Origin of the sequence: Thiorhodococcus minor, from assembly GCF_010820565.1 — a bacterium.
GTDB lineage: Bacteria > Pseudomonadota > Gammaproteobacteria > Chromatiales > Chromatiaceae > Thiorhodococcus > Thiorhodococcus minor.
Genome location: NZ_JAAIJQ010000019.1, coordinates 1 through 19,209, shown reverse-complemented (window position 1 = coordinate 19,209; position 19,209 = coordinate 1). Strand labels below are relative to the sequence as shown.

The 19,209-nt window shown below is 63.9% G+C and carries 16 protein-coding genes; 10 read left to right on the top strand and 6 right to left on the bottom strand.

Annotated features, from left to right (window positions below; translation table 11 throughout):
* The first annotated feature begins 418 nt into the window (after window positions 1–418).
* From G3446_RS08420 to G3446_RS08400, 5 genes are all read left to right on the top strand, one after another.
* Window positions 419–2,341, top strand: a complete 1,923-nt coding sequence (locus G3446_RS08420) for a PrkA family serine protein kinase (RefSeq protein ID WP_164452391.1) — start codon at window positions 419–421, stop codon at window positions 2,339–2,341.
* An 88-nt stretch (window positions 2,342–2,429) separates the two neighbouring features.
* The gene (locus G3446_RS08415; RefSeq protein WP_164452390.1) at window positions 2,430–3,701 is read left to right on the top strand and encodes a YeaH/YhbH family protein; all 1,272 of its coding nucleotides are present in this window, start codon (window positions 2,430–2,432) and stop codon (window positions 3,699–3,701) included.
* A complete protein-coding gene (locus tag G3446_RS08410) occupies window positions 3,698–5,155 on the top strand; it encodes a SpoVR family protein (protein ID WP_164452389.1) in 1,458 nt (485 codons plus the stop codon). The genes G3446_RS08415 and G3446_RS08410 overlap by 4 nt, the downstream gene beginning before the upstream one ends.
* A gap of 98 nt (window positions 5,156–5,253) precedes the next feature.
* On the top strand, window positions 5,254–7,005 hold the full coding sequence (locus G3446_RS08405) for a L,D-transpeptidase family protein (protein ID WP_164452388.1): 1,752 nt from the start codon (window positions 5,254–5,256) through the stop codon (window positions 7,003–7,005).
* Between the two features lie 297 nt (window positions 7,006–7,302).
* Entirely contained in the window at window positions 7,303–7,665 is a 363-nt protein-coding gene (locus G3446_RS08400; RefSeq protein WP_342450066.1) for a septal ring lytic transglycosylase RlpA family protein, read from the top strand.
* Window positions 7,666–7,809: 144 nt separating this feature from the next.
* On the opposite strand, the gene G3446_RS08395 is transcribed toward G3446_RS08400, so the two are convergent.
* Genes G3446_RS08395 through G3446_RS08385 form a run of 3 tightly spaced genes read right to left on the bottom strand, consistent with a single transcriptional unit; the run spans window position 7,810 to window position 10,918 of the window.
* On the bottom strand, window positions 7,810–8,586 hold the full coding sequence (locus G3446_RS08395) for an anaerobic ribonucleoside-triphosphate reductase activating protein (RefSeq protein WP_164452386.1): 777 nt from the start codon (window positions 8,584–8,586) through the stop codon (window positions 7,810–7,812).
* A 41-nt stretch (window positions 8,587–8,627) separates the two neighbouring features.
* Window positions 8,628–8,819, bottom strand: a complete 192-nt coding sequence (gene nrdD / locus G3446_RS28645) for an anaerobic ribonucleoside-triphosphate reductase (RefSeq protein WP_164452385.1) — start codon at window positions 8,817–8,819, stop codon at window positions 8,628–8,630.
* 47 nt (window positions 8,820–8,866) lie between these two features.
* On the bottom strand, window positions 8,867–10,918 hold the full coding sequence (locus tag G3446_RS08385; RefSeq protein WP_164452384.1) for a ribonucleoside triphosphate reductase: 2,052 nt from the start codon (window positions 10,916–10,918) through the stop codon (window positions 8,867–8,869).
* A 321-nt stretch (window positions 10,919–11,239) separates the two neighbouring features.
* On the opposite strand from G3446_RS08385, the gene G3446_RS08380 reads away from it, so the two are divergent.
* From G3446_RS08380 to G3446_RS08360, 5 genes are all read left to right on the top strand, one after another.
* A complete protein-coding gene (locus G3446_RS08380) occupies window positions 11,240–11,533 on the top strand; it encodes a hypothetical protein (RefSeq protein ID WP_164452383.1) in 294 nt (97 codons plus the stop codon).
* A gap of 224 nt (window positions 11,534–11,757) precedes the next feature.
* Window positions 11,758–13,089 (top strand): tRNA (N6-isopentenyl adenosine(37)-C2)-methylthiotransferase MiaB, encoded by a 1,332-nt coding sequence (miaB, locus tag G3446_RS08375; RefSeq protein ID WP_164452382.1) that lies wholly within the window; start codon window positions 11,758–11,760, stop codon window positions 13,087–13,089.
* A 38-nt stretch (window positions 13,090–13,127) separates the two neighbouring features.
* Window positions 13,128–14,126: a PhoH family protein gene (locus G3446_RS08370; RefSeq protein ID WP_164452381.1), complete on the top strand. Its 999-nt coding sequence runs from the start codon at window positions 13,128–13,130 to the stop codon at window positions 14,124–14,126.
* Window positions 14,127–14,134: 8 nt separating this feature from the next.
* The gene (gene ybeY / locus G3446_RS08365; protein WP_164452380.1) at window positions 14,135–14,629 is read left to right on the top strand and encodes an rRNA maturation RNase YbeY; all 495 of its coding nucleotides are present in this window, start codon (window positions 14,135–14,137) and stop codon (window positions 14,627–14,629) included.
* A gap of 6 nt (window positions 14,630–14,635) precedes the next feature.
* Entirely contained in the window at window positions 14,636–15,523 is an 888-nt protein-coding gene (locus G3446_RS08360) for a CorC family transporter (RefSeq protein ID WP_164452379.1), read from the top strand.
* Between the two features lie 17 nt (window positions 15,524–15,540).
* On the opposite strand, the gene rlmJ is transcribed toward G3446_RS08360, so the two are convergent.
* The 3 genes from rlmJ to G3446_RS08345 all read right to left on the bottom strand — a co-directional run bounded on the left by rlmJ (window position 15,541) and on the right by G3446_RS08345 (window position 18,916).
* Window positions 15,541–16,401, bottom strand: coding sequence for a 23S rRNA (adenine(2030)-N(6))-methyltransferase RlmJ (rlmJ, locus tag G3446_RS08355; protein WP_164452378.1), 861 nt, complete (start codon window positions 16,399–16,401; stop codon window positions 15,541–15,543).
* A gap of 24 nt (window positions 16,402–16,425) precedes the next feature.
* Entirely contained in the window at window positions 16,426–16,863 is a 438-nt protein-coding gene (locus tag G3446_RS08350) for a DUF2721 domain-containing protein (protein WP_164452377.1), read from the bottom strand.
* Between the two features lie 211 nt (window positions 16,864–17,074).
* Window positions 17,075–18,916 (bottom strand): methyl-accepting chemotaxis protein, encoded by a 1,842-nt coding sequence (locus tag G3446_RS08345; protein WP_164452376.1) that lies wholly within the window; start codon window positions 18,914–18,916, stop codon window positions 17,075–17,077.
* Window positions 18,917–19,209 lie beyond the last annotated feature (293 nt).

Below are 19,209 nucleotides of genomic sequence, written 5' to 3'. Positions count from 1 at the left end.
TCGGGGGCGCGAGGATTCGAGTGCAGGGAGATTCGAGGGCGCGCCCCTGGATCGAGCCTGCCGCGAGCCCCCTGGAAATTGCTGATGGGCGCGATGCCGTGCTCGATCAGGGCGCGCCTGCCGATGCTTGACGCACTAGATTAGTGCGAATTAGCGTTGAGCGAGCGGTCGGGACTCGCGTTGAAGGTGCGGCCTAATGAAGGTCCGACTTGGTGAGGGTGCGACTTGATTCCGCATCCTGTTGCGCCGAGATCCCTGGGACCCGTGGCTTGCTTCTTGCTCATCGAGTCACACGAAACGAGTTGCACGGCTTGTCTTTTACCCTCCTCGCCCCGAGCATTTTGGTCTCTGGATGCGCGTCGCGATCGACGCCGGGGTCGGGTGAGCACCAACAGCTTCCGAGTGAGGTCAATCAGAAATGTCGATCTTCGAACGCTACCAGTCACGCTACGAATCCTCCCGCGAGGAGGTGATGAGTCTGCAGGAGTACCTCGAGCTCTGTAAGTCCGATTCCAGTGCTTACGCCGGTCCCGCAGAGCGCCTGTTGATGGCGATCGGCGAGCCCGAGCTGGTCGATACGCGAGACGATCCGAGGCTCAGCCGCATCTTCCAGAATAAGGTGCTGCGCCGCTATCCGGCCTTCTCCGAGTTCTACGGCATGGAGGAGGCGATCGAGCACCTGGTGTCCTACTTGAAGCACGCGGCTCAGGGGCTGGAGGAGAAGAAGCAGATCCTCTACCTGCTCGGCCCGGTCGGCGGCGGCAAGTCGTCGCTGGCGGAGAAGCTCAAGGAGCTGATGCAGGAAAAGCCTTTCTACGCCATCCACGACTCGCCGGTGTTCGAATCGCCCCTCAGTCTCTTCTCGCCGGAGGAAGATGGCCCGATCCTCGAAGAGGACTACGGCATTCCGGTTCGTTATCTCAGGACCATCATGTCGCCCTGGGCCGTCAAGCGGCTGCAGGAGTACAACGGCGACATCACTCAGTTCAAGGTGGTCAAGCTCTATCCCTCGACCCTCGAGCAGATCGCGATCGCCAAGACCGAGCCCGGCGACGAGAACAACCAAGATATCTCATCGCTGGTCGGCAAGGTCGACATCCGCCAGCTCGAGCGCTTCGCGCAGCACGACGCCGACGCTTACAGCTACTCGGGCGCGCTCTGCCGGGCCAACCAGGGCGTGATGGAGTTCGTCGAGATGTTCAAGGCGCCGATCAAGGTGCTGCATCCGCTCCTGACGGCGACCCAGGAAGGCAACTACAACGGCACCGAGGGGCTGTCGGCGCTGCCCTTCCAGGGGATCATTCTGGCCCACTCGAACGAGTCGGAATGGCAGAGCTTCCGCAACAACAAGAACAACGAGGCCTTCCTCGACCGCGTCTTCATCGTCAAGGTGCCCTACTGCCTGCGCGTCAATGAAGAGGTGCAGATCTACGACAAGCTGCTGCGCAACAGCTCCCTTGCGGAGTCGCCCTGCGCGCCTGGCACGCTGGAGATGATGGCGCAGTTCTCGGTGCTGACGCGCCTCAAGGAGCCGGAGAACTCGAGCATCTTCTCCAAGATGCGCGTCTACAACGGCGAGAATCTCAAGGATACGGACCCCAAGGCGAAGTCCGTGCAGGAGTACAACGACTATGCCGGCGTGGATGAGGGCATGTCGGGCATCTCCACCCGATTCGCCTTCAAGATCCTGTCGCAGGTCTTCAACTTCGATCACAGCGAGGTCGCGGCGAATCCGGTGCACCTGCTCTACATCCTGGAGCGCCAGATCGCCCGCGAGCAGCTCCCGCCCGAGACCCAGGAGCGCTATCTCAGCTTCCTCAAGCAATACCTGGCGCCGCGCTACGCCGAGTTCATCGGCAAGGAGCTGCAGACCGCCTATCTGGAGTCCTATGCGGAGTACGGTCAGAACATCTTCGACCGCTATGTGACCTATGCCGACTACTGGATCCAGGATCAGGAATATCGCGATCCGGACACCGGCGAGATGATGAATCGCGGCGCCCTCAACGAAGAGCTGGAGAAGATCGAGAAGCCGGCGGGGATCTCCAACCCCAAGGACTTCCGCAACGAGATCGTCAACTTCGTGCTGCGCGCCCGTGCCAACAACGCCGGCTCCAACCCCAAGTGGACCAGCTACGAAAAGCTGCGCGTGGTCATCGAGAAGAAGATGTTCTCCAACACAGAGGACCTGCTCCCGGTCATCTCCTTCAACGCCAAGGCGTCCGCCGACGAGCAGAAGAAGCACAATCAGTTCGTCGATCGCATGACCGACAAGGGCTATACGCCGAAGCAGGTGCGTTTGCTCTCCGAGTGGTATCTGCGCGTGCGCAAGTCCCAGTGAGCACCCTGTAGCGAGACCGGGACGGGGTCTCTCCGCCCCGGCCTGGATCGCACGAGACCATTGCCGAGCCTGAGGGGACCTATCCTCCATGTCACATTTCATCGACCGGCGTCTGAACGGCAAGAACAAGAGCACGGTCAATCGTCAGCGCTTCCTCAAGCGCTACAAGACCCAGCTCAAGCGTGCCGTGGCCGATGCGGTCAACAAGCGCAGTATCACGGATATCGACTCGGGCGAGCGGGTCGGCATTCCGTCCAAGGACATCAGCGAGCCTGTGTTCCACCATGGCAAGGGTGGCTCCCGCGACATGGTCCATCCCGGGAACAAGGAGTTCATCACTGGTGATCGGATCCGCCGCCCGGAAGGCGGCAGCGGCGACGGCTCAGGGCAGGGCAAGGCGGGCAAGGGCGGCAAGGGCGAAGACGACTTCGTCTTCGAGCTCTCGCGCGAGGAGTTCATGGACCTGCTCTTCGACGACCTGGAGCTGCCCAATCTGGTCCGCAATCAGCTCATCGGGACCACAGAGTTCAAAACCGTGCGCGCCGGCTACGCGACCCAGGGCGCGCCGACCAACATCGACGTCGTCCGCTCGCTCAAGGGTGCCATCGCGCGCCGTACGGCGCTGGGTGCGCCGTTGCGGGGGCGTATCCGCGAGCTTGAGGAGCAGATCGAGGGTCTGCTCGGCACTGGGGTTGGCGAGGAAGACTCCCGCATCCAGGAGCTGCGCGAGGAGATCGATCGGCTCAAGACCCGCATCGCCGCGCTGCCCTTCATCGATACCTTCGACCTGCGCTATCAGAGCTTCGTCAAGCTCCCCGAGCCGACCAGCAAGGCCGTGATGCTGTGCATCATGGATGTGTCCGGCTCCATGGATCAGGTGCGCAAGAACCTCGCGAAGCGCTTCTTCATCCTGCTCTATCTCTTCCTGCAGCGGAATTACGACAAGATCGAGGTCGTCTTCATTCGTCATCACACCATCGCGCAAGAGGTGGACGAGGAAGAGTTCTTCTATTCCAGGGAGACGGGCGGAACCGTCGTTTCCAGCGCCCTGAACCTGGCCTATGACATCCTCAAGGAGCGCTACGACCCCACGGTCTGGAACATCTACGCCGCGCAGGCGTCGGACGGCGACAACTGGGATTCCGACTCCAATGTCTGCCGGGACATCATGATCGACAGGCTCATGCCCCTCATGCGCTACTTCGCTTACGTCGAGATCACGCCTCGCCAGCATCAGAGTCTTTGGTATGCCTACCAAGAGGTGATGGCCGCGCATGGCCACTTCGCCATGCAGGAGATCGATGGGGCGGATGACATCTACCCCGTGTTCCGGGAGCTGTTCAAGAGGCAGGAGGCATGACGAAGAGACTCATCACGGATTCCTCGGAGTGGTCCTTCCCGCTGCTGGAGCGCTTCGACAAAGAGATCGGCCACCTGGCGCATAACGTCTACGGGCTGGACACCTACGCCAATCAGATCGAGGTGATCAGCTCGGAGCAGATGATCGACGCCTACTCCTCGGTTGGGCTGCCGATCTACTATCACCACTGGTCCTTCGGCAAGCAGTTCGTCGCGACCGAGCAGACCTACAGGCGCGGCCAGATGGGTCTGGCCTACGAGATCGTGATCAATTCCGATCCCTGTATCGCCTACCTCATGGAGGAGAATTCGCTGCCCATGCAGGCATTGGTGATCGCGCACGCCTGCTACGGACACAACAGCTTCTTCAAGGGAAATTATCTCTTTCGCACCTGGACCAGCGCCGACGCCATCATCGACTACCTGGTGTTCGCCAGGAAATACATCGCCCAATGCGAGGAGCGCTATGGGCGCGACGAGGTCGAGCTGCTGCTCGATTCCTGCCATGCCTTGATGAATCACGGCGTGGATCGTTACAAGCGTCCGTCGCCCCTGAGCATGGCGGAAGAGCAGCGTCGGCAGGAGGAGCGCGAGTCCTACCTGCAGTCCCAGGTCAACGACCTCTGGCGCACCTTGCCCCTGGCGCCGGACTCCGAAGAGGCACGCCAGGAGCAGCGCTGGCCCGAGGAGCCGCAGGAGAACCTGCTCTACTTCATCGAGAAGAATGCGCCCCTGCTCGAGCCCTGGCAGCGGGAAGTGGTGCGCATCGTGCGCAAGATCGGGCAGTACTTCTATCCGCAGCGCCAGACGCAGGTCATGAACGAGGGCTGGGCGACCTTCTGGCACTACACCCTCATGAATCACCTCTACGACGAGGGCTTCGTCACCGACGGCTTCATGATGGAGTTCCTGCAGTCGCACACCAGCGTCGTCTTCCAGCCGCCGTTCGACGCAGCCTACTACTCGGGGATCAATCCCTACGCCTTGGGTTTTGCGATGATGCGCGACATCCGTCGCATCTGCGAGAGTCCAACGGATGAGGATCGCCATTGGTTCCCGGACTTCGCGATGCGCAACTTCAAGGACGAGAGCTTCATCGCACAATTCCTGTCGCCGGCCCTGATGCGCGAGTTTCGTCTCTTCGCCATCACGGACGACGATCGCGAGGAGCACCTGGAAGTCACGGCCATTCATGAGGAGCAGGGCTATCGCGCACTGCGCCAGTCGCTGGCGGAGCAATACAATCTCGGGACCCGAGAGCCGAACATTCAGGTCTACAATGTCGATCGCCGCGGGGATCGCTCCATGACGCTGCGGCACTTCGTGCACAATCGCCGCCCCTTGGGTGAGACCTACGAAGAGATGCTGCGGCACATCCGGCGACTCTGGGGGTTCACGGTGCGTCTAGAGACCGTCGACGATCAAGGGCGCGTCGAGCTCGTTGGGGAGGCTTGACGCGGCGGTCTGCACCGGAGTATGAGGCAGCCAAGGCTCGTCGCCGTTTGGCTTCACTGCCATCCGCTCAATCCGCGTCTCGTGCTCGAGGGGGCTCGATGAAATTCCCGTTGCTCTTGCGGCTCGCCGTTCTGGCCTGTGTCCTTTCTCCCGTTGCCGTCTCCGCAAATCCGCTCTTGGCCCGCTCCCTGGATGCCATGAGTCGCGCCGATACGGCCGTCGTCGGAGGAATCCAGCTCCTCTCCCCCCGCTTGCTGGCCGACTTCTATACCCAGCGCGGCAACGTCCTTGTGTGGACGGATGCCCAACAGCTGCGGGAGCTGCTCGAGATCGTCGACGGCAGCGCGGCCGAGGGCTTGTCGCCAGCCGATTTCCACGCAGCGGCCCTGCGTGCACGCTCGAGCGCGGGAGCACCGCGAGGCTTGAGTGCAGCCGAGCGGCTGACGGCCGATCTCCAGCTCTCCGACGCGCTCTTGCGCTACGTGCACCACACGCGTTTCGGCAAGCTAGACCCCAAGGCTGTCGACCCCAAGTGGAACGACCGCGCCCCGGTCCCGGCGGCGGCCCTGCTGGCGGACATGCATGGGGCGCTGGACGCGCCCGATCTCAGCGATTTTCTCGTTAGCCGACTGGCGCCCCCCTTTTGGTACCAGGATCTCAAGGCGGCGCTGGCCAATCTGACGGACATGGAGCATCTCAAGGGGCTGCCGCCCCTGCCCTCAGGTCCCAACCTCGCGAAGGGCAGTCGCGGCGCGCGCGTGGCCTTGGTACGGGAGCGCTTGCAGCTCCTGGGGCACCATGACGACTCCGCCCTCCCCGCAGATCTCGAGCTATTCGACGACGCCTTGGCGGAGGCCGTCATGGCGTTTCAGCGACGCGTGGGACTCAGCCCAGATGGCGTCGTGGGGCCGCGCACCCTGGCCGTGATCAATGATCCCGTCGACGAGGCGAAGATCGAGAAGGTGCGCATCAATCTAGAGCGCATGAGATGGCTCTACGACGATCTGCCGTCCGACTACGTCTTCGTCGACGTCGCCAACTATCTGGCGCATCTGGTCCGCAATGGCGAGATCGCCTGGAGCACGCGGGTGATCGTTGGGACGGAGAAGGATCAGACGCCCATGTTTCGGGACTCCATGGAGCACCTGGTCTTCAATCCGACATGGAGCGTTCCGATCTCCATCCAGAAGAAGATGGGCAATGTATCGGCCAAATACACATTGGTCGATCGTCGGACCGGCCGCAAGACGAATGGCGGCAACGCCTCGAACTATAAGCGCTATCGTGTGGTGCAGAAGCCCGGCCCCGGCAATGCGCTGGGCCAGGTCAAATTCATGTTCCCCAACCGTCACGCCGTCTATCTCCATGACACCCCGAGCCGGGGCCTGTTCGGACGCTCGCAGCGCGCCCTGAGTCATGGCTGCGTTCGGGTCCAGAATCCCCTCAAGCTTGCCGAGCTGCTGCTGGGCGAATCGGGCTGGAGCCCCAGTCGTATCGGCAGCGCCGTCAAGCGGGCGCGGACGCGCTACGTCCATCTCGACGAGCATCTTCCCGTCCTGCTCTACTATCTGACTGCGCGCGCCAACGCCCAGGGTGGCGTCTATTTCCGCAAGGACATCTATGGGCGTGATCCGGCCCTTCGTGAGGCCTTCGCGGGCGAGGTGAGGCGCGCGCGCATCGCCTTCGACGAGGCGTCCCCCATCCCTGCCGGCGAGGCCGTGTCGGACCCGGCGCCGGGCCTGGATAGCGGCGATCCCGAAATGCTGGATCGCGGCTCGGACCCCTCACCCGCTCCTGCGCCGTCCGGCGAAGGTGTACGCCTAACGCAGACCGAGGAGCGCGAAGGCTGAGCCAATCCCTTCCCCTCCTTGGCGATACATGAGCGGCATCGAGGAAGCCATTGTTCGCTTCCTCATTTTTTCAACGTTTTGCCCCCGTATTTTCGTGTTTCGGATGAGCTGCGAGGGTGGCTATCGTGTCGATCGGGCGGGTAAAATCCAGCGGCTAGGTGCTCAGCAGCGATGGTTGCGCCGTGCCTGCACACCAATTGACACGCGGAGGGAAGCGTTTTGGCCGCCAAACGCCTACTAGCAACATCACTCTTGATGGCAGCGTCGCTGCTCACAGCCACCCAGGCGAATGCATTCGTGACCGATGCCGTCGCCTCCTATTACGGAAAGCGGTTCCACGGTCGCCTCACCGCGAGCGGTGATCGCTTCAACATGCACAAGCTCACCGCTGCGCATCGCACGCTCAAGTTCGGTACCCGTGTGCTGGTCACCAACAAGTCCAATGGCCGCTCCGTGGAAGTGACCATCAACGACCGCGGCCCCTACATCAAGGGGCGCTCCATCGACCTGTCCAAGGGGGCGGCGAAGGCGCTGGGGATGCTCGGCAGCGGCGTCGCGCGGGTCGAGCTGAAGGTGCTGAGCCGACGGCAGCCGGTTCCGAAACGTCCCGAGAAGCTGACTGTCGCTCAGGCTCAGCGTCTCATGATGGACCTGTTCTGAGGGGCATTCCTGCCTCGGGACGACCGTCCCGGCCTAAGAGCCTTTCACGCTCGAATCAGAACCGCTTTCAGGCCCGAAGTCTTCGACGTCGGGGCGTGCCTGGAAGCGGTTTCTCTTGTGTTCCGGAATAGACGCAGCGGGCGGCTAGATGCCACGTAGGCTGAGCGAGGCGAAGCCGACCGCTTCTACGGCCTCCGCGAGCTGTCGGGGCGGGGTGTGAGGGTAGGGTAGGCTGGGGTCAAGTGCCCGCTGGCTGTCACATGCCTGCAGGCAGTAGGACTGCACGCCGGCCTTCGATAGGGCCTTCGCAAGATCCAGCACCTCCGCGCGGGTCCAGCTCGGCATCAGGGTTGTGCGCACCTCGAGGGCGATGCCGGACGCGATCAGCAGGCTCAGGCTCTCCCAGGCGCGATCGCCGGCGCCTTGAATGCCCGTGATGTCCGGGTAGTCTTGCGGCAGTGCCTTGATGTCGAGGCCGATCCAGTCGACGGCGGGCAAGAGCTGGCGCAGACGCTCGGGGTAGGCGCCATTGGTATGGAGGCCGATCTTGAAGCCGAGCGCGCGCGTCTCCTCAATCGCCGCGGCGAGCGCCCCCTGAGCCGTCGGCTCCCCGCCACTGAAGACGACCGCGTCGATCAGGCCCACGCGCCGCTCGAGGAGCCCCCGGATGTCCGACCAGGGGATACGTCCTTGCGCGCCGCTATCCAGCAGGTCGCGGTTATGGCAATAGCGGCAGCGCCAGGGGCAGCCCTGGCAGAAGACGACCGCGGCAAGCTCTCCCGGATAATCGATGGTCGTGAGCCGCGTCAGACCGCCGACTCGAAGCGTATCGGCCTCCGGGTCAGGCTCCCGATGCTGCGCCTCGCTTGGCGCTGCGGGAGTGTCTGGCGTTGCGGCGGCGGTCAGGGGAGAGTCTGGCATGGCGGTTGTCCCGACCACCGCGCGGCGGTCGGCTCATGACCTCAGGCGGCGGCCAGCTGCTCGCGGCGATGCTGGGCGCCCTGAGGCTGCTCGGTGAAATAGCAGCGGTCGGCGTGCTCGGCGCGCTTGCCGTTGTTGAAGGCCGAGACCGGGCGATGGTAGCCCATGACGCGAGTCCAGACTTCACAGGGGGTACGCTCTTCGGTCTTGAGCTCGATGTTGGTGTCGGTCATGTCGTGACGCTCCTCTTGGATATGTTCTTGGTCGTTGTCTAGCGGGCTCAGGCGCATGCTGTGGTGCACTTGGCCTGGCCCTCGGATTGTTTGCGGGCGATCAGCTCTTGGTCGCAGATCGGGCAATAGGGGTGCTCGCCCGCGATGTAGCCGTGCTTCGGGCAGATCGAGAACACGGGTGTCACCGTGATGTAGGGCAGCCGGAAGCCCTCGAGCGAGCGTCGCACCAGTCGTTTGCAGGCCTCGGTCGAGGAGATCTGCTCGCTCATGTAAAGGTGGAGGACGGTGCCGCCGGTGTATTTGCTCTGCAGCGCCTCCTGCATGGCCAGCGCCTCGAAGGGGTCGTCCGTATAGCCGACCGGCAGCTGCGAGCTGTTGGTGTAATAGGGCGTTTCCTGAGTGCCCGCCTGGATGATGCCGGGATAGCGCTTCTGATCCTCGCGGGCGAACCGATAGGTCGTCCCCTCGGCCGGCGTGGCCTCCAGGTTGTACATGTTGCCGGTGCTCTCCTGGAACTCCAGCATGCGGCTGCGCACGTGATCGAGCAGCCGGCAGGCCAGTGCATGGCCTTCTGCCGTGGTGATGTCGTGCGCGTCGCTGCTGAAGTTGCGAATCATCTCGTTGACGCCATTGATGCCAATGGTCGAGAAGTGATTCCGCAGCGTGCCGAGATAGCGCTTGGTGTAGGGGAAGAGGCCAGCGTCCACATGCCGCGTGATCACCTTGCGCTTGATCTCGAGGCTGTTGCGCGCGATGTCGAGGAGCTCGTCCAGACGCCCGAGCAAGCCAGCCTCGTTGCCCCTATGGGTATAACCGAGGCGCGCGCAGTTGATGGTGACGACGCCCAGGGAGCCGGTCTGCTCCGCCGAGCCGAAGAGGCCGTTGCCGCGCTTGAGCAGCTCGCGCAGGTCGAGCTGCAGCCGGCAGCACATGGAGCGCACCATGTTGGGCGTGAGCTCGGAGTTGATGAAGTTCTGGAAGTAGGGCAGGCCGTACTTGGCCGTCATCTCGAACAGCAGCTCGGCGTTCTCGCTCTCCCAGGGGAAGTCCGGCGTGATGTTGTAGGTCGGGATGGGGAAGGTGAAGATCCGGCCCTTGGCGTCGCCCTCGGTCATGACCTCGATGTAGGCACGATTGATCATGTCCATCTCGGTCTGGAGCTCGCCGTAGGTAAAGGGCTGCTCCACGCCCCCGATCACAGGCACCTGGTCGCGCAGGTCCTCCGGGCAGACCCAATCGAAGGTGAGATTGGTGAAGGGGGTCTGGGTGCCCCAGCGCGAGGGCACGTTGAGGTTGTAGATCAGCTCCTGGATGTACTGCTTGACCCTGGCGTAGTCGAGCCCGTCGACGCGCACGAAGGGCGCCATGTAGGTGTCGAAGCTGGAGAACGCCTGGGCGCCGGCCCACTCGTTCTGCAGGGTGCCGAGGAAGTTGACGATCTGCCCGACCGCGGACGACATATGCTTGGGCGCGCTCGCCTCGACCTTGCCCGGCACGCCGTTCAGCCCCTCGTTGAGCAGGGTGCGCAGCGACCAGCCGGCGCAGTAGCCGGAGAGCATGTCGAGGTCGTGGATGTGCAGGTCGCCCTCGCGGTGCGCCTCGCCGATCTCTGGCGGATAGACGTGGCTCAGCCAGTAGTTGGCGATCATCTTGCCCGAGGTGTTCAGGATGAGACCGCCGAGCGAATAGCCCTGGTTGGCATTGGCGGCGACACGCCAGTCCGAGCGGTCGAGGTACTCGTTGATGGAGCTGCTGACGTCGACCAGGGTGCGGCGGTCCGAGCGCAGCTTCTTGTGCTGCTCGCGATAGATGATGTAGGCGCGGGCCGTTTCGAAGTGGTTGGCGCTGATGAGCGTCTGCTCGACGACGTCCTGGATGTCCTCGATCTCGGGCAGGCGTCCCTCGCCGAATCGGTGGGCGAGCACCTTGACGACCTGAGCCGTGAGCAGGCCGGCCTCCATGTTGCCGAACTCGCCTGTCGCCTGGCCGGCACGCTGGACCGCGGACTCGATCTTGGAGGCATCGAAGCGAACTTCGACGCCGTCACGCTTGAGGACGCGCGTCGGTAAGGTTGGAAAGTTTGGCTGACCGGTTCCCATGGTGGCTCTCGATGTTTTGCACTATATCTTGTGGTGCAGAGTTTATCGCCAACTAGATGATGTGTTGCCAAAGTCTTGCGTTTATTGATTTGGATCAATTTTGTGGCTTCTCGCTTGGCGCTCGGCTTGGTGAGGAGTCGGCCTAGGGCCAAGGGGTCCGCCTGTCCTGCCAAGTCGGCGGGAGCCCGCGTCCGCGGGGTGCGGTCGCCCCTCTGGCGCGCGGCTCTGGTTCGGCTAAGCTAGGCGGGTGCGGACAAATGCACTTGGCATGCATTTCAGTCGGCTGACGTCGACTCGATCAACGATCCTATGGAGGACGAAATGATGAAAGCCTTGTCGCTGCCTTCCCTGACGCTGGGGGTGACTGGATGGGGGCTAACTGTCGCCGTGACCATGGTCATGCTGTCGGGCCCTTTCGAGACGCGGACCTGCCACACTTCATGCGTGCAGACCTTGTTCTTCTCCGCCGTGGCCGCCGGGGTCGTTGGGCTGATTCTGGCCGTCGTCGCCTTCGGGCGTGCCGACCGGGGGAGGCTGGAGGCGCTCGCCTTGCTCGTCTCGGGCCCGCTCTGCGCGGTCTTCGCGGCCCTCATATTCATAGGCATGCTCGCCTGAGCGCGGGCTCCGAGATGCCCCGCCCTTGTACCGCGCCTCGCTCAAGGCGCGGCGGGGCCTTGAGCTGGGGTGGCGCGGGTTGACACTAAGCGTCTGATTCATCAAGATACGCGCCCTCTCAGCACGTCCTGAGCCCGGCTTGGGATTGACGCCCCTTCCACTTAGCCCCATCCAAGCCTCATCGTCGGCTCGCCATGCCCATTGCCGATCACGGCAGACGCCTCATGCCTCGTAAGCTCTACATTCAAACATTCGGCTGCCAGATGAACGAATACGACTCCGCGCGCATGGCGGATGCGCTGCGCGTGGGCGCCGGACTGGAGCTGACGGACACTCCCGAAGAGGCCGATGTGCTGCTGCTGAATACCTGCTCCGTGCGTGAGAAGGCCCAAGAGAAGGTCTTCTCCCAGCTCGGGCGCTGGCGGCCCTGGAAGCTCGAGCGCCCCGAGCTGGTCATCGGGGTGGGCGGCTGTGTCGCCAGTCAGGAAGGCGAGGCCATCCGCGCGCGCGCTCCCTTTGTCGATCTTGTGTTCGGCCCACAGACGCTGCACCGGCTGCCGCATATGCTCAAGGAGCTGGAGGCGAGCCGGCGTCCTCAGGTCGATGTCTCCTTCCCCGAGATCGAGAAGTTCGACTGTCTGCCGGCGCCGCGCGCCGATGGGCCGAGCGCCTTCGTGTCGGTCATGGAAGGCTGCTCCAAGTACTGCACCTATTGCATCGTGCCCTTTACGCGCGGCGAGGAGATCAGCCGGCCCTTCGACGATGTCATCGCCGAGGTCGCGGACCTCGCCGAGCAGGGCGTGCGCGAGATCAATCTCCTGGGGCAGAACGTCAACGCCTATCGGGGCGTCATGGGCGAGCCGGCCGGTGAGATCGCCGACCTCGCGCTGCTCATCCGCTATATCGCGGCCGTCGACGGCATCGACCGCATTCGCTTCACGACGAGCCATCCGCTCGAATTCACAGACGCGCTCATCCAGGTCTTCGCCGAGGTGCCCGAGCTGGTGAGCTTCCTGCACCTGCCGGTACAGTCCGGCTCCGACCGCATCCTCGCGGCCATGAAGCGCGGCCATACCGCTTTGGAGTACCGCTCCAAGATTCGGCGGCTCAAGGAGGCGCGGCCCGATATCAGCATCTCCTCGGACTTCATCGTCGGCTTCCCCGGAGAGACCGAGGAGGACTTCGCGGCGACGCTCGCCCTGGTCGACCAGGTGGGCTTCGACCACAGCTTCAGCTTCGTCTACAGCCGCCGTCCCGGGACGCCTGCCGCGGACTATCCGGACGACGTGCCGCTCGAGGTCAAGAAGGCGCGTCTGGAGCGACTTCAGCAGCGCATCAACACCAATGCGCAGCGCATCAGCCGGCAGATGGTCGAGACCACGCAGCGCGTCTTGGTCGAAGGCCGCTCGCGCAAGGATCCCGCGCAGCTCGCCGGCCGCACCGAGAACAACCGGGTGGTGAACTTCGACGGCTCTGCGGACCTCATTGGCACATTCGTCGATCTCACCATCACGGAAGCGCTGCCCAACTCGCTACGCGGGCAGCTGACTCACTGATCCCATCGCTCACTGATCCCATCGCTCTCTGATCCCACTTGGCTATTCAACCTCAGACGCTCGACCTGGAGCTGGCGCCCGAAGACAATGCCCGGCTCGCCAACCTCTGTGGTCAGCTCGACCAGCACCTGCGTCAGCTCGAGCGTCGGCTCGGCATCGAGATCAACAATCGCGGCGTCTGCTTTCGCCTCATCGGCGAGCAGGAGTCGGTGCGCGCCGGCGAGCAGCTGCTGCGCGCGCTCTATGCCCAGACGGCGGAAGAAGTGCTGACGCCGGAGGCTATCCACCTGTCGCTGCAAGAGGCCGGCGTCGATGCCTTGCTCGAGCAGGTCGAGGACCGGCTGCCCGAGGTCGTCATCAAGACCAAGCGGGGACTCATCCGGGCGCGCGGGCCGAATCAGCAGGAATACCTCCACGCCATCCTCAAGCACGATATCAACTTCGGTGTCGGGCCGGCCGGCACGGGCAAGACCTATCTCGCCGTGGCCTGTGCGGTCGAGGCGCTGGAGGCCGATCGGGTGCGGCGCCTCCTCTTGGTGCGTCCAGCGGTCGAGGCGGGCGAGCGGCTGGGCTTCCTGCCCGGCGACCTGGCACAGAAGATCGATCCCTACCTGCGCCCGCTCTACGACGCCCTCTTCGAGATGCTGGGCTTCGAGAAGGTCAACAAGCTGATCGAGCGGAATGTGATCGAGGTCGCGCCCCTGGCCTACATGCGAGGCCGGACACTCAACGAGTCGTTCATCATTCTGGATGAGGCGCAGAACACCACGCCCGAGCAGATGAAGATGTTCCTGACCCGTATCGGTTTCGGCTCCACGGCGGTCATTACGGGTGATGTGACGCAGATCGACCTGCCACGCGGCCAGCCGTCCGGTCTGCGCCAGGCCGTCGAGATCCTCAAGGACGTCCAGGGCATCAGCTTCACCTTCTTCAATGCGCGCGACGTGGTGCGCCATGCACTGGTTCAGCGCATCGTCAATGCCTATGACGCCTTCGAGAATCCCGCGCCCACGGCGTCCCGCAAATCTTCGCCATGACGGCCGCGATGGACCTTGACCTGGATCTGGACCTGCAGCTCGCGACCGAGGCGGCCGAGCCGCCCGATCAGGCCCAGCTCGAGCAATGGGCGAGCGCGGCATTGGCGGGCCGGCGCGCGCGGGCGGCCCTGACGATCCGGATCGTCGACAGCCAAGAGAGTCAGGCGCTGAATCTGCAATATCGCGGTCGTGACAAGCCGACCAATGTGCTCTCCTTCCCCTTCGAGCTTCCCCCGGGCCTGAGCGCAGATGACGAGATCGCCGACTTGCTCGGCGATCTCGTCATCTGCGCCGAAGTGGTGCGGCGCGAGGCACTGGAGCAGGGCAAGGAAACGCCCGCGCACTGGGCGCACATGGTCGTCCACGGCGTGCTGCATCTGCTTGATTACGATCACATTACAGATTCCTGCGCGGCGGAGATGGAAGCCCTGGAAACGGCCATCTTGCGCGGGTTAGGATTCCCTTCTCCCTACGAAGACCAGGACCACCTGGAGGACCTTTGACACCTCATGACGAGCGATCGATCTAGCGACGGCTCGCGATCACGCGGCTGGCTCGAGCGACTGGGCCAGCTCTTGGGTAGCGAGCCGCAAGACAAGGAGCAGCTCATCGAGCTGCTGAAGGATGCAAAGCAACGGGAAGTGTTGGACACGGACGCCCTGAGCATGATCGAAGGGGTGCTGCAGGTCTCGGACCTCAGGGTGCGGGACATCATGATCCCCAGGGCCGAAATGGTCTCGCTCCGGCGCGACGATCCGCTGGAGCGGATCCTGGAGACCGCCGTCAAGTCGGCCCACTCGCGTTTCCCCGTCACCGGCGACGACAAGGGCGAGGTCGTCGGCATCCTGCTGGCCAAGGATTTGCTCTCCTTCTGCATGGAGACCTCACGCCGGGCCTTCAACATCCGCGATCTCCTGCGCTCCGCCGTCTTCGTCCCCGAGAGCAAACGGCTCAATGTCCTGCTCAAGGAGTTCCGCTCCAGCCGCAACCACATGGCGATCGTGGTCGACGAGTACGGCAATGCGGCCGGGCTGGTGACCATCGAGGACGTGCTCGAGCAGATCGTCGGCGAGATCGAGGACGAGCACGACTATGACGAGGGCGCCGGCATCTTCCGTCGCTCCACCAGCACCTTTAGCGTCAAGGCGCGCACCGCCATCGAGGACTTCAACGAGTACTTCGGCTCCGACTTCTCGGACGAGGATCTCGACACCATCGGCGGGCTGGTGGTCAACGCCTTCGGCCACCTGCCCAAGCGCGGCGAGACGGTCGAGCTGGGGCGTCTTCGCTTCACCGTGGTGCGCGCGGATAGCCGCCGCGTCCACATGCTCAACGCCGAGCTGTTGGATCCGGAAAACGGGCTCCCCGGCAGCCCGCAGCAAGACGCGTCATCCTGACGGCCGCCCGGTTAGTCTCACTGACGAAACGACCCTAGTCGCCAAGGCACGCGGCTGGCCTCTTCTGTGGTGTCGTGGCTTGGTCGCAACAGCCGCGCCGCAACGCGAGGCAGCAAGGCGCCGAGGGCCTCCTCAATGCCGTCTGGTCCGTCCAGGATGGCCACGCCGGACCCCAGCATGCAGACGGCATGGCTCATGGGTCTGAGCTTGATTTCTGCACTCAGCAGCAGCCTCGCCTGTCCGCGCAGCCGAGTCAGCCGCCTCTGGTGTCGATCGTGATCGTCCGCATGGCGCGGATACCAGAGCGCGATGGCGCCACTCGGCCAGCGAGCCCGAATGCGGGTGATGCAGTCGAAGGCGAGGGCATCCTCGCGCGGATGGCTGTAGGGCGGATCGATCAGGATGAGCCCCGTCCTTTCGCGGCCCGACAGCCGCTCAGGCAGGCCGGCGAGGCCATTGCCGCGCAGGATGGCGGTGCGCTCATCGCCGCCAAGGTGATCTTGCAGCCGTGCCGCCTGGTCCTCTTGGATCTCGAACAGCAGCAGGCGGTCCTCGGGGGCGAGCAGCCGACTGGCCAGCCAGGGCGAGCCTGGGTAGAGGCTCGGCGTCTCGGTTGGGCTCAGCGTGCCAATGGCCTCGAAGTAGGCCGACAGCTCCGGAAGCTCCGCGCGCCGCGCCCATAGCCGGCCGATGCCCTCGGCGGCCGATGCGGTCGGCTCACCACTGCCGCTCGCGATGCGGTAGACCCCGGCTCCCGCATGTGTCTCCGCATAGAGCCGCGGCCCAGGCGCGCTCCTCAGGCGATCGAGCAGCAGCGTCAGCACCGCGTGCTTGAGCACGTCGCCATGATTCCCGGCGTGTGCGTCGTGGCGATACATGCTCGGGGCGCGCTGCGCTGCCGCTCAGCGCGCCTTGCCGAATTTCAGGGTCGACAGCGCCAGGAAGATCTCACGCAGGAAGAAGATCAGTGCGACGATGAAGGCCGCCATGGCCGCGACGAAGCAGGCGGCGACCAGGATGGAGGCGTCGAAGGTCGCGAAGGCACCCAGAAAGAGGATGGCGATCACGCTGGCGACCAGCAGGGCCGTCAGCGTGCAGAGACTGATCGAGAGGCTGATGAGCCTGGCGCGGTGCGAGAGAAGGGGCAGCTCGTCGGCGAAAAGGCTCACGCCATCCGCGCTGGCGAGCTGCTCCTCGACCACCCGGGCGCGGTCGACGATGCGGCCGAGCCGGTTGGTCATCACGGCCAGCATGCCGCTGATCCCGGTCAGCAGGAAGACCGGGGCAACGGCGAGCTGGATGACGTGGGCGACATTGGCGATGGGTGCTTCTTGCAGCATGGGTGAGGCCCGGGCTCCGACGGTTGCCTGTGATCCTAGATTCGGCAATTGGAACCGCAAAGGCGCGAAGGACACGAAGAAAAACAGAGGCTTGCATTGCTGCGTCGCTTCACCCTCTGGGTGAGCATGGCTTCGCAGACAAGGTATTGAAATCCTTTGCGCTCTTTGTGCCCTTTGCGGTTCAACTGCTCTTCTTAGGGTGATGGCCTCGCTAGCACCGAAAGCGGCTGATCGCCTCCGCCAGGCTCTCCGCGTTCTGGGCGACTTGGGTCGAGGCTGTTGCGTTGGATTCTGCAGCAGAGGCGGTCTGCTGGGCTACATCCCGGATTGCCACGACGTTGCGGTTGATCTCGGTGGCCACGTGGGTCTGCTCCTCGATGGCCGTCGCGATCTGGGTGCTCATGTCCTGAACGCTGGTCACATCGTCCGTGATGCTCTCCAAACAGTCCCCGGCCTCCTTGGCCTGGGACGAGCCCGCCAGCCCTTCCTCGCGGCAGTCCTCGATCAGGGACACGATGTTGCCGGTCTTCTCCTGGAGCTGCGTGATGGTGTCGCCGATCTCCTCGGTCGCCGTGCGCGTGCGCATCGCCAAGGTCCTGACCTCGCCCGCGACCACCGCGAACCCGCGGCCCTGATCGCCGGCGCGCGCGGCCTCGATCGCGGCGTTCAGGGCCAGCAGATTGGTCTGCTCGGCGATCCCGCGAATGACGTCCAGCACCGAGCCGATGGTGGTCGAGCTTTGCACCAGCTCATCGGCTGCCTGGGTGGAGCCGGCCAGGCGGTTGGCCAGGGCGTCGATGCGGTCGATGGTCTCCGAGACCTGGGCCCGGCCCTGCTGGGCATTGCGGGTCGCCTGCCGGGTCCGCTCGGCGGCCATTTCCGTATTGCGGGCGATCTCCTCGACGGTCGCGACCATCTCCGTCATGGCCGTCGCGAGCTGATCGGCCTCGCTGAGCTGCTGGCGCCCGCCGGTCGAGGTCTGCTCGGCGTTCGTGGAGAGCTGCGCCGATGCCTCGCCGAGGTCCGCGACGGTGCGCTTGCATTGCTCGATCACTAGGGCGACGCTGTCGAGCATGGCGTCGAGGTCTCCGCCCATGCGCGCAAGCTCATCATTGCCCTCGAGCCCGAGCCGCAGGCTGAGGTCGTGCTCGCTCGAGATGTGCTGGATGACGTCGACGGCTTGGCCGATGCTGCGGTTGAGTCCGCGCGCGATCAGAATGGTGAGGGATGCCACCAGGGCGGTGACGAAGGCAACGAATAGCAACAGCTTCCAAGCGGCACCTTGCTTGGCCGCCCTCAATGCCGCCGCCAGCTCTGTCCTGATCGCCTCGACCTGGTCCTGAACGGCTTGCGCTTGCGTCTTGAGTGCCGCGCGCAGGCCCTGGTCAGCGTCGAGCCCGACGTGGATCTGGGCCTCCACCAGTGCCAGGAAGTCCTTGCGATAGCGCTCCAGTGCCTCCGTCATGGCCTGGTCGAGATCGGGGCGGGCGATCAGCTTGGCGTAGTCGGCCTTGAATTTGTCCTGGTACTTCGTCTTGGAGCGCAGCATGAAGTCCTTTTCATCGCGGCGCAGCTGGAGGATCCCAGCCAGCAAATCGTCACGCGCTGTCGCCCTGACTTCGTCTTCCGCTTGATGGACGGCATCGCGCAGGCTGCCATAGAGCCCCGATTTGGGATCGAATCCGATCGTCTTGTATTGCGTGAAGAATTGCCCGAACTGCTCGAGATACTGAGCCATGGCCTCCTGCAGCGTCTCGAGCGGCGCGACCGACATTCCCTCCTGTTGGAGCAGGCCGGCGAGCTGCTCCACATCCGCGTCGAACGCGCTTGCTTCAGTGCGCAGTGCCTCGGCGTCCTCGTCCGTGAGGCGCATGAGGAAGTCCTTTTCGTGGTGCTGCACGCGGAGCAGCTCGTTGCTCAGCTCGCGGGTCAGCTCGCTCGCGGAAGACAGCCTGTCCAGCTGGCGCCAGGTCCACCAAGACGCCAGCAGGACGAGTGATAGGGCAATCACAGAAAGGGCCGAAAGGCCGTAGAGCTTGTGTCGAATCAGCATGGGTCATCCGTCTCCTGTTCCTTGCTAAGTGGTCGATCCAATCGATCGGGCGGCGGCTCGCCTCCTCTACCTCTAATAAGAGCAGTTGAACCGCAAAGGGCACAAAGAGCGCAAAGGATTTCAACACCTTGTCCGCGAAGCGATGCTCACTCAGAGGGTGAAGCGACGCAGCGATGCAAGGCTCTGTTTTTCTTCGTATCCTTTGCGCCTTTGGTGTGCCAGGAGAAACCTGGCCAGTCTAGCAGCCTGCGAGGTGGCTGCCATGTGAACTGCTGATGAGACATGTAGCTGCG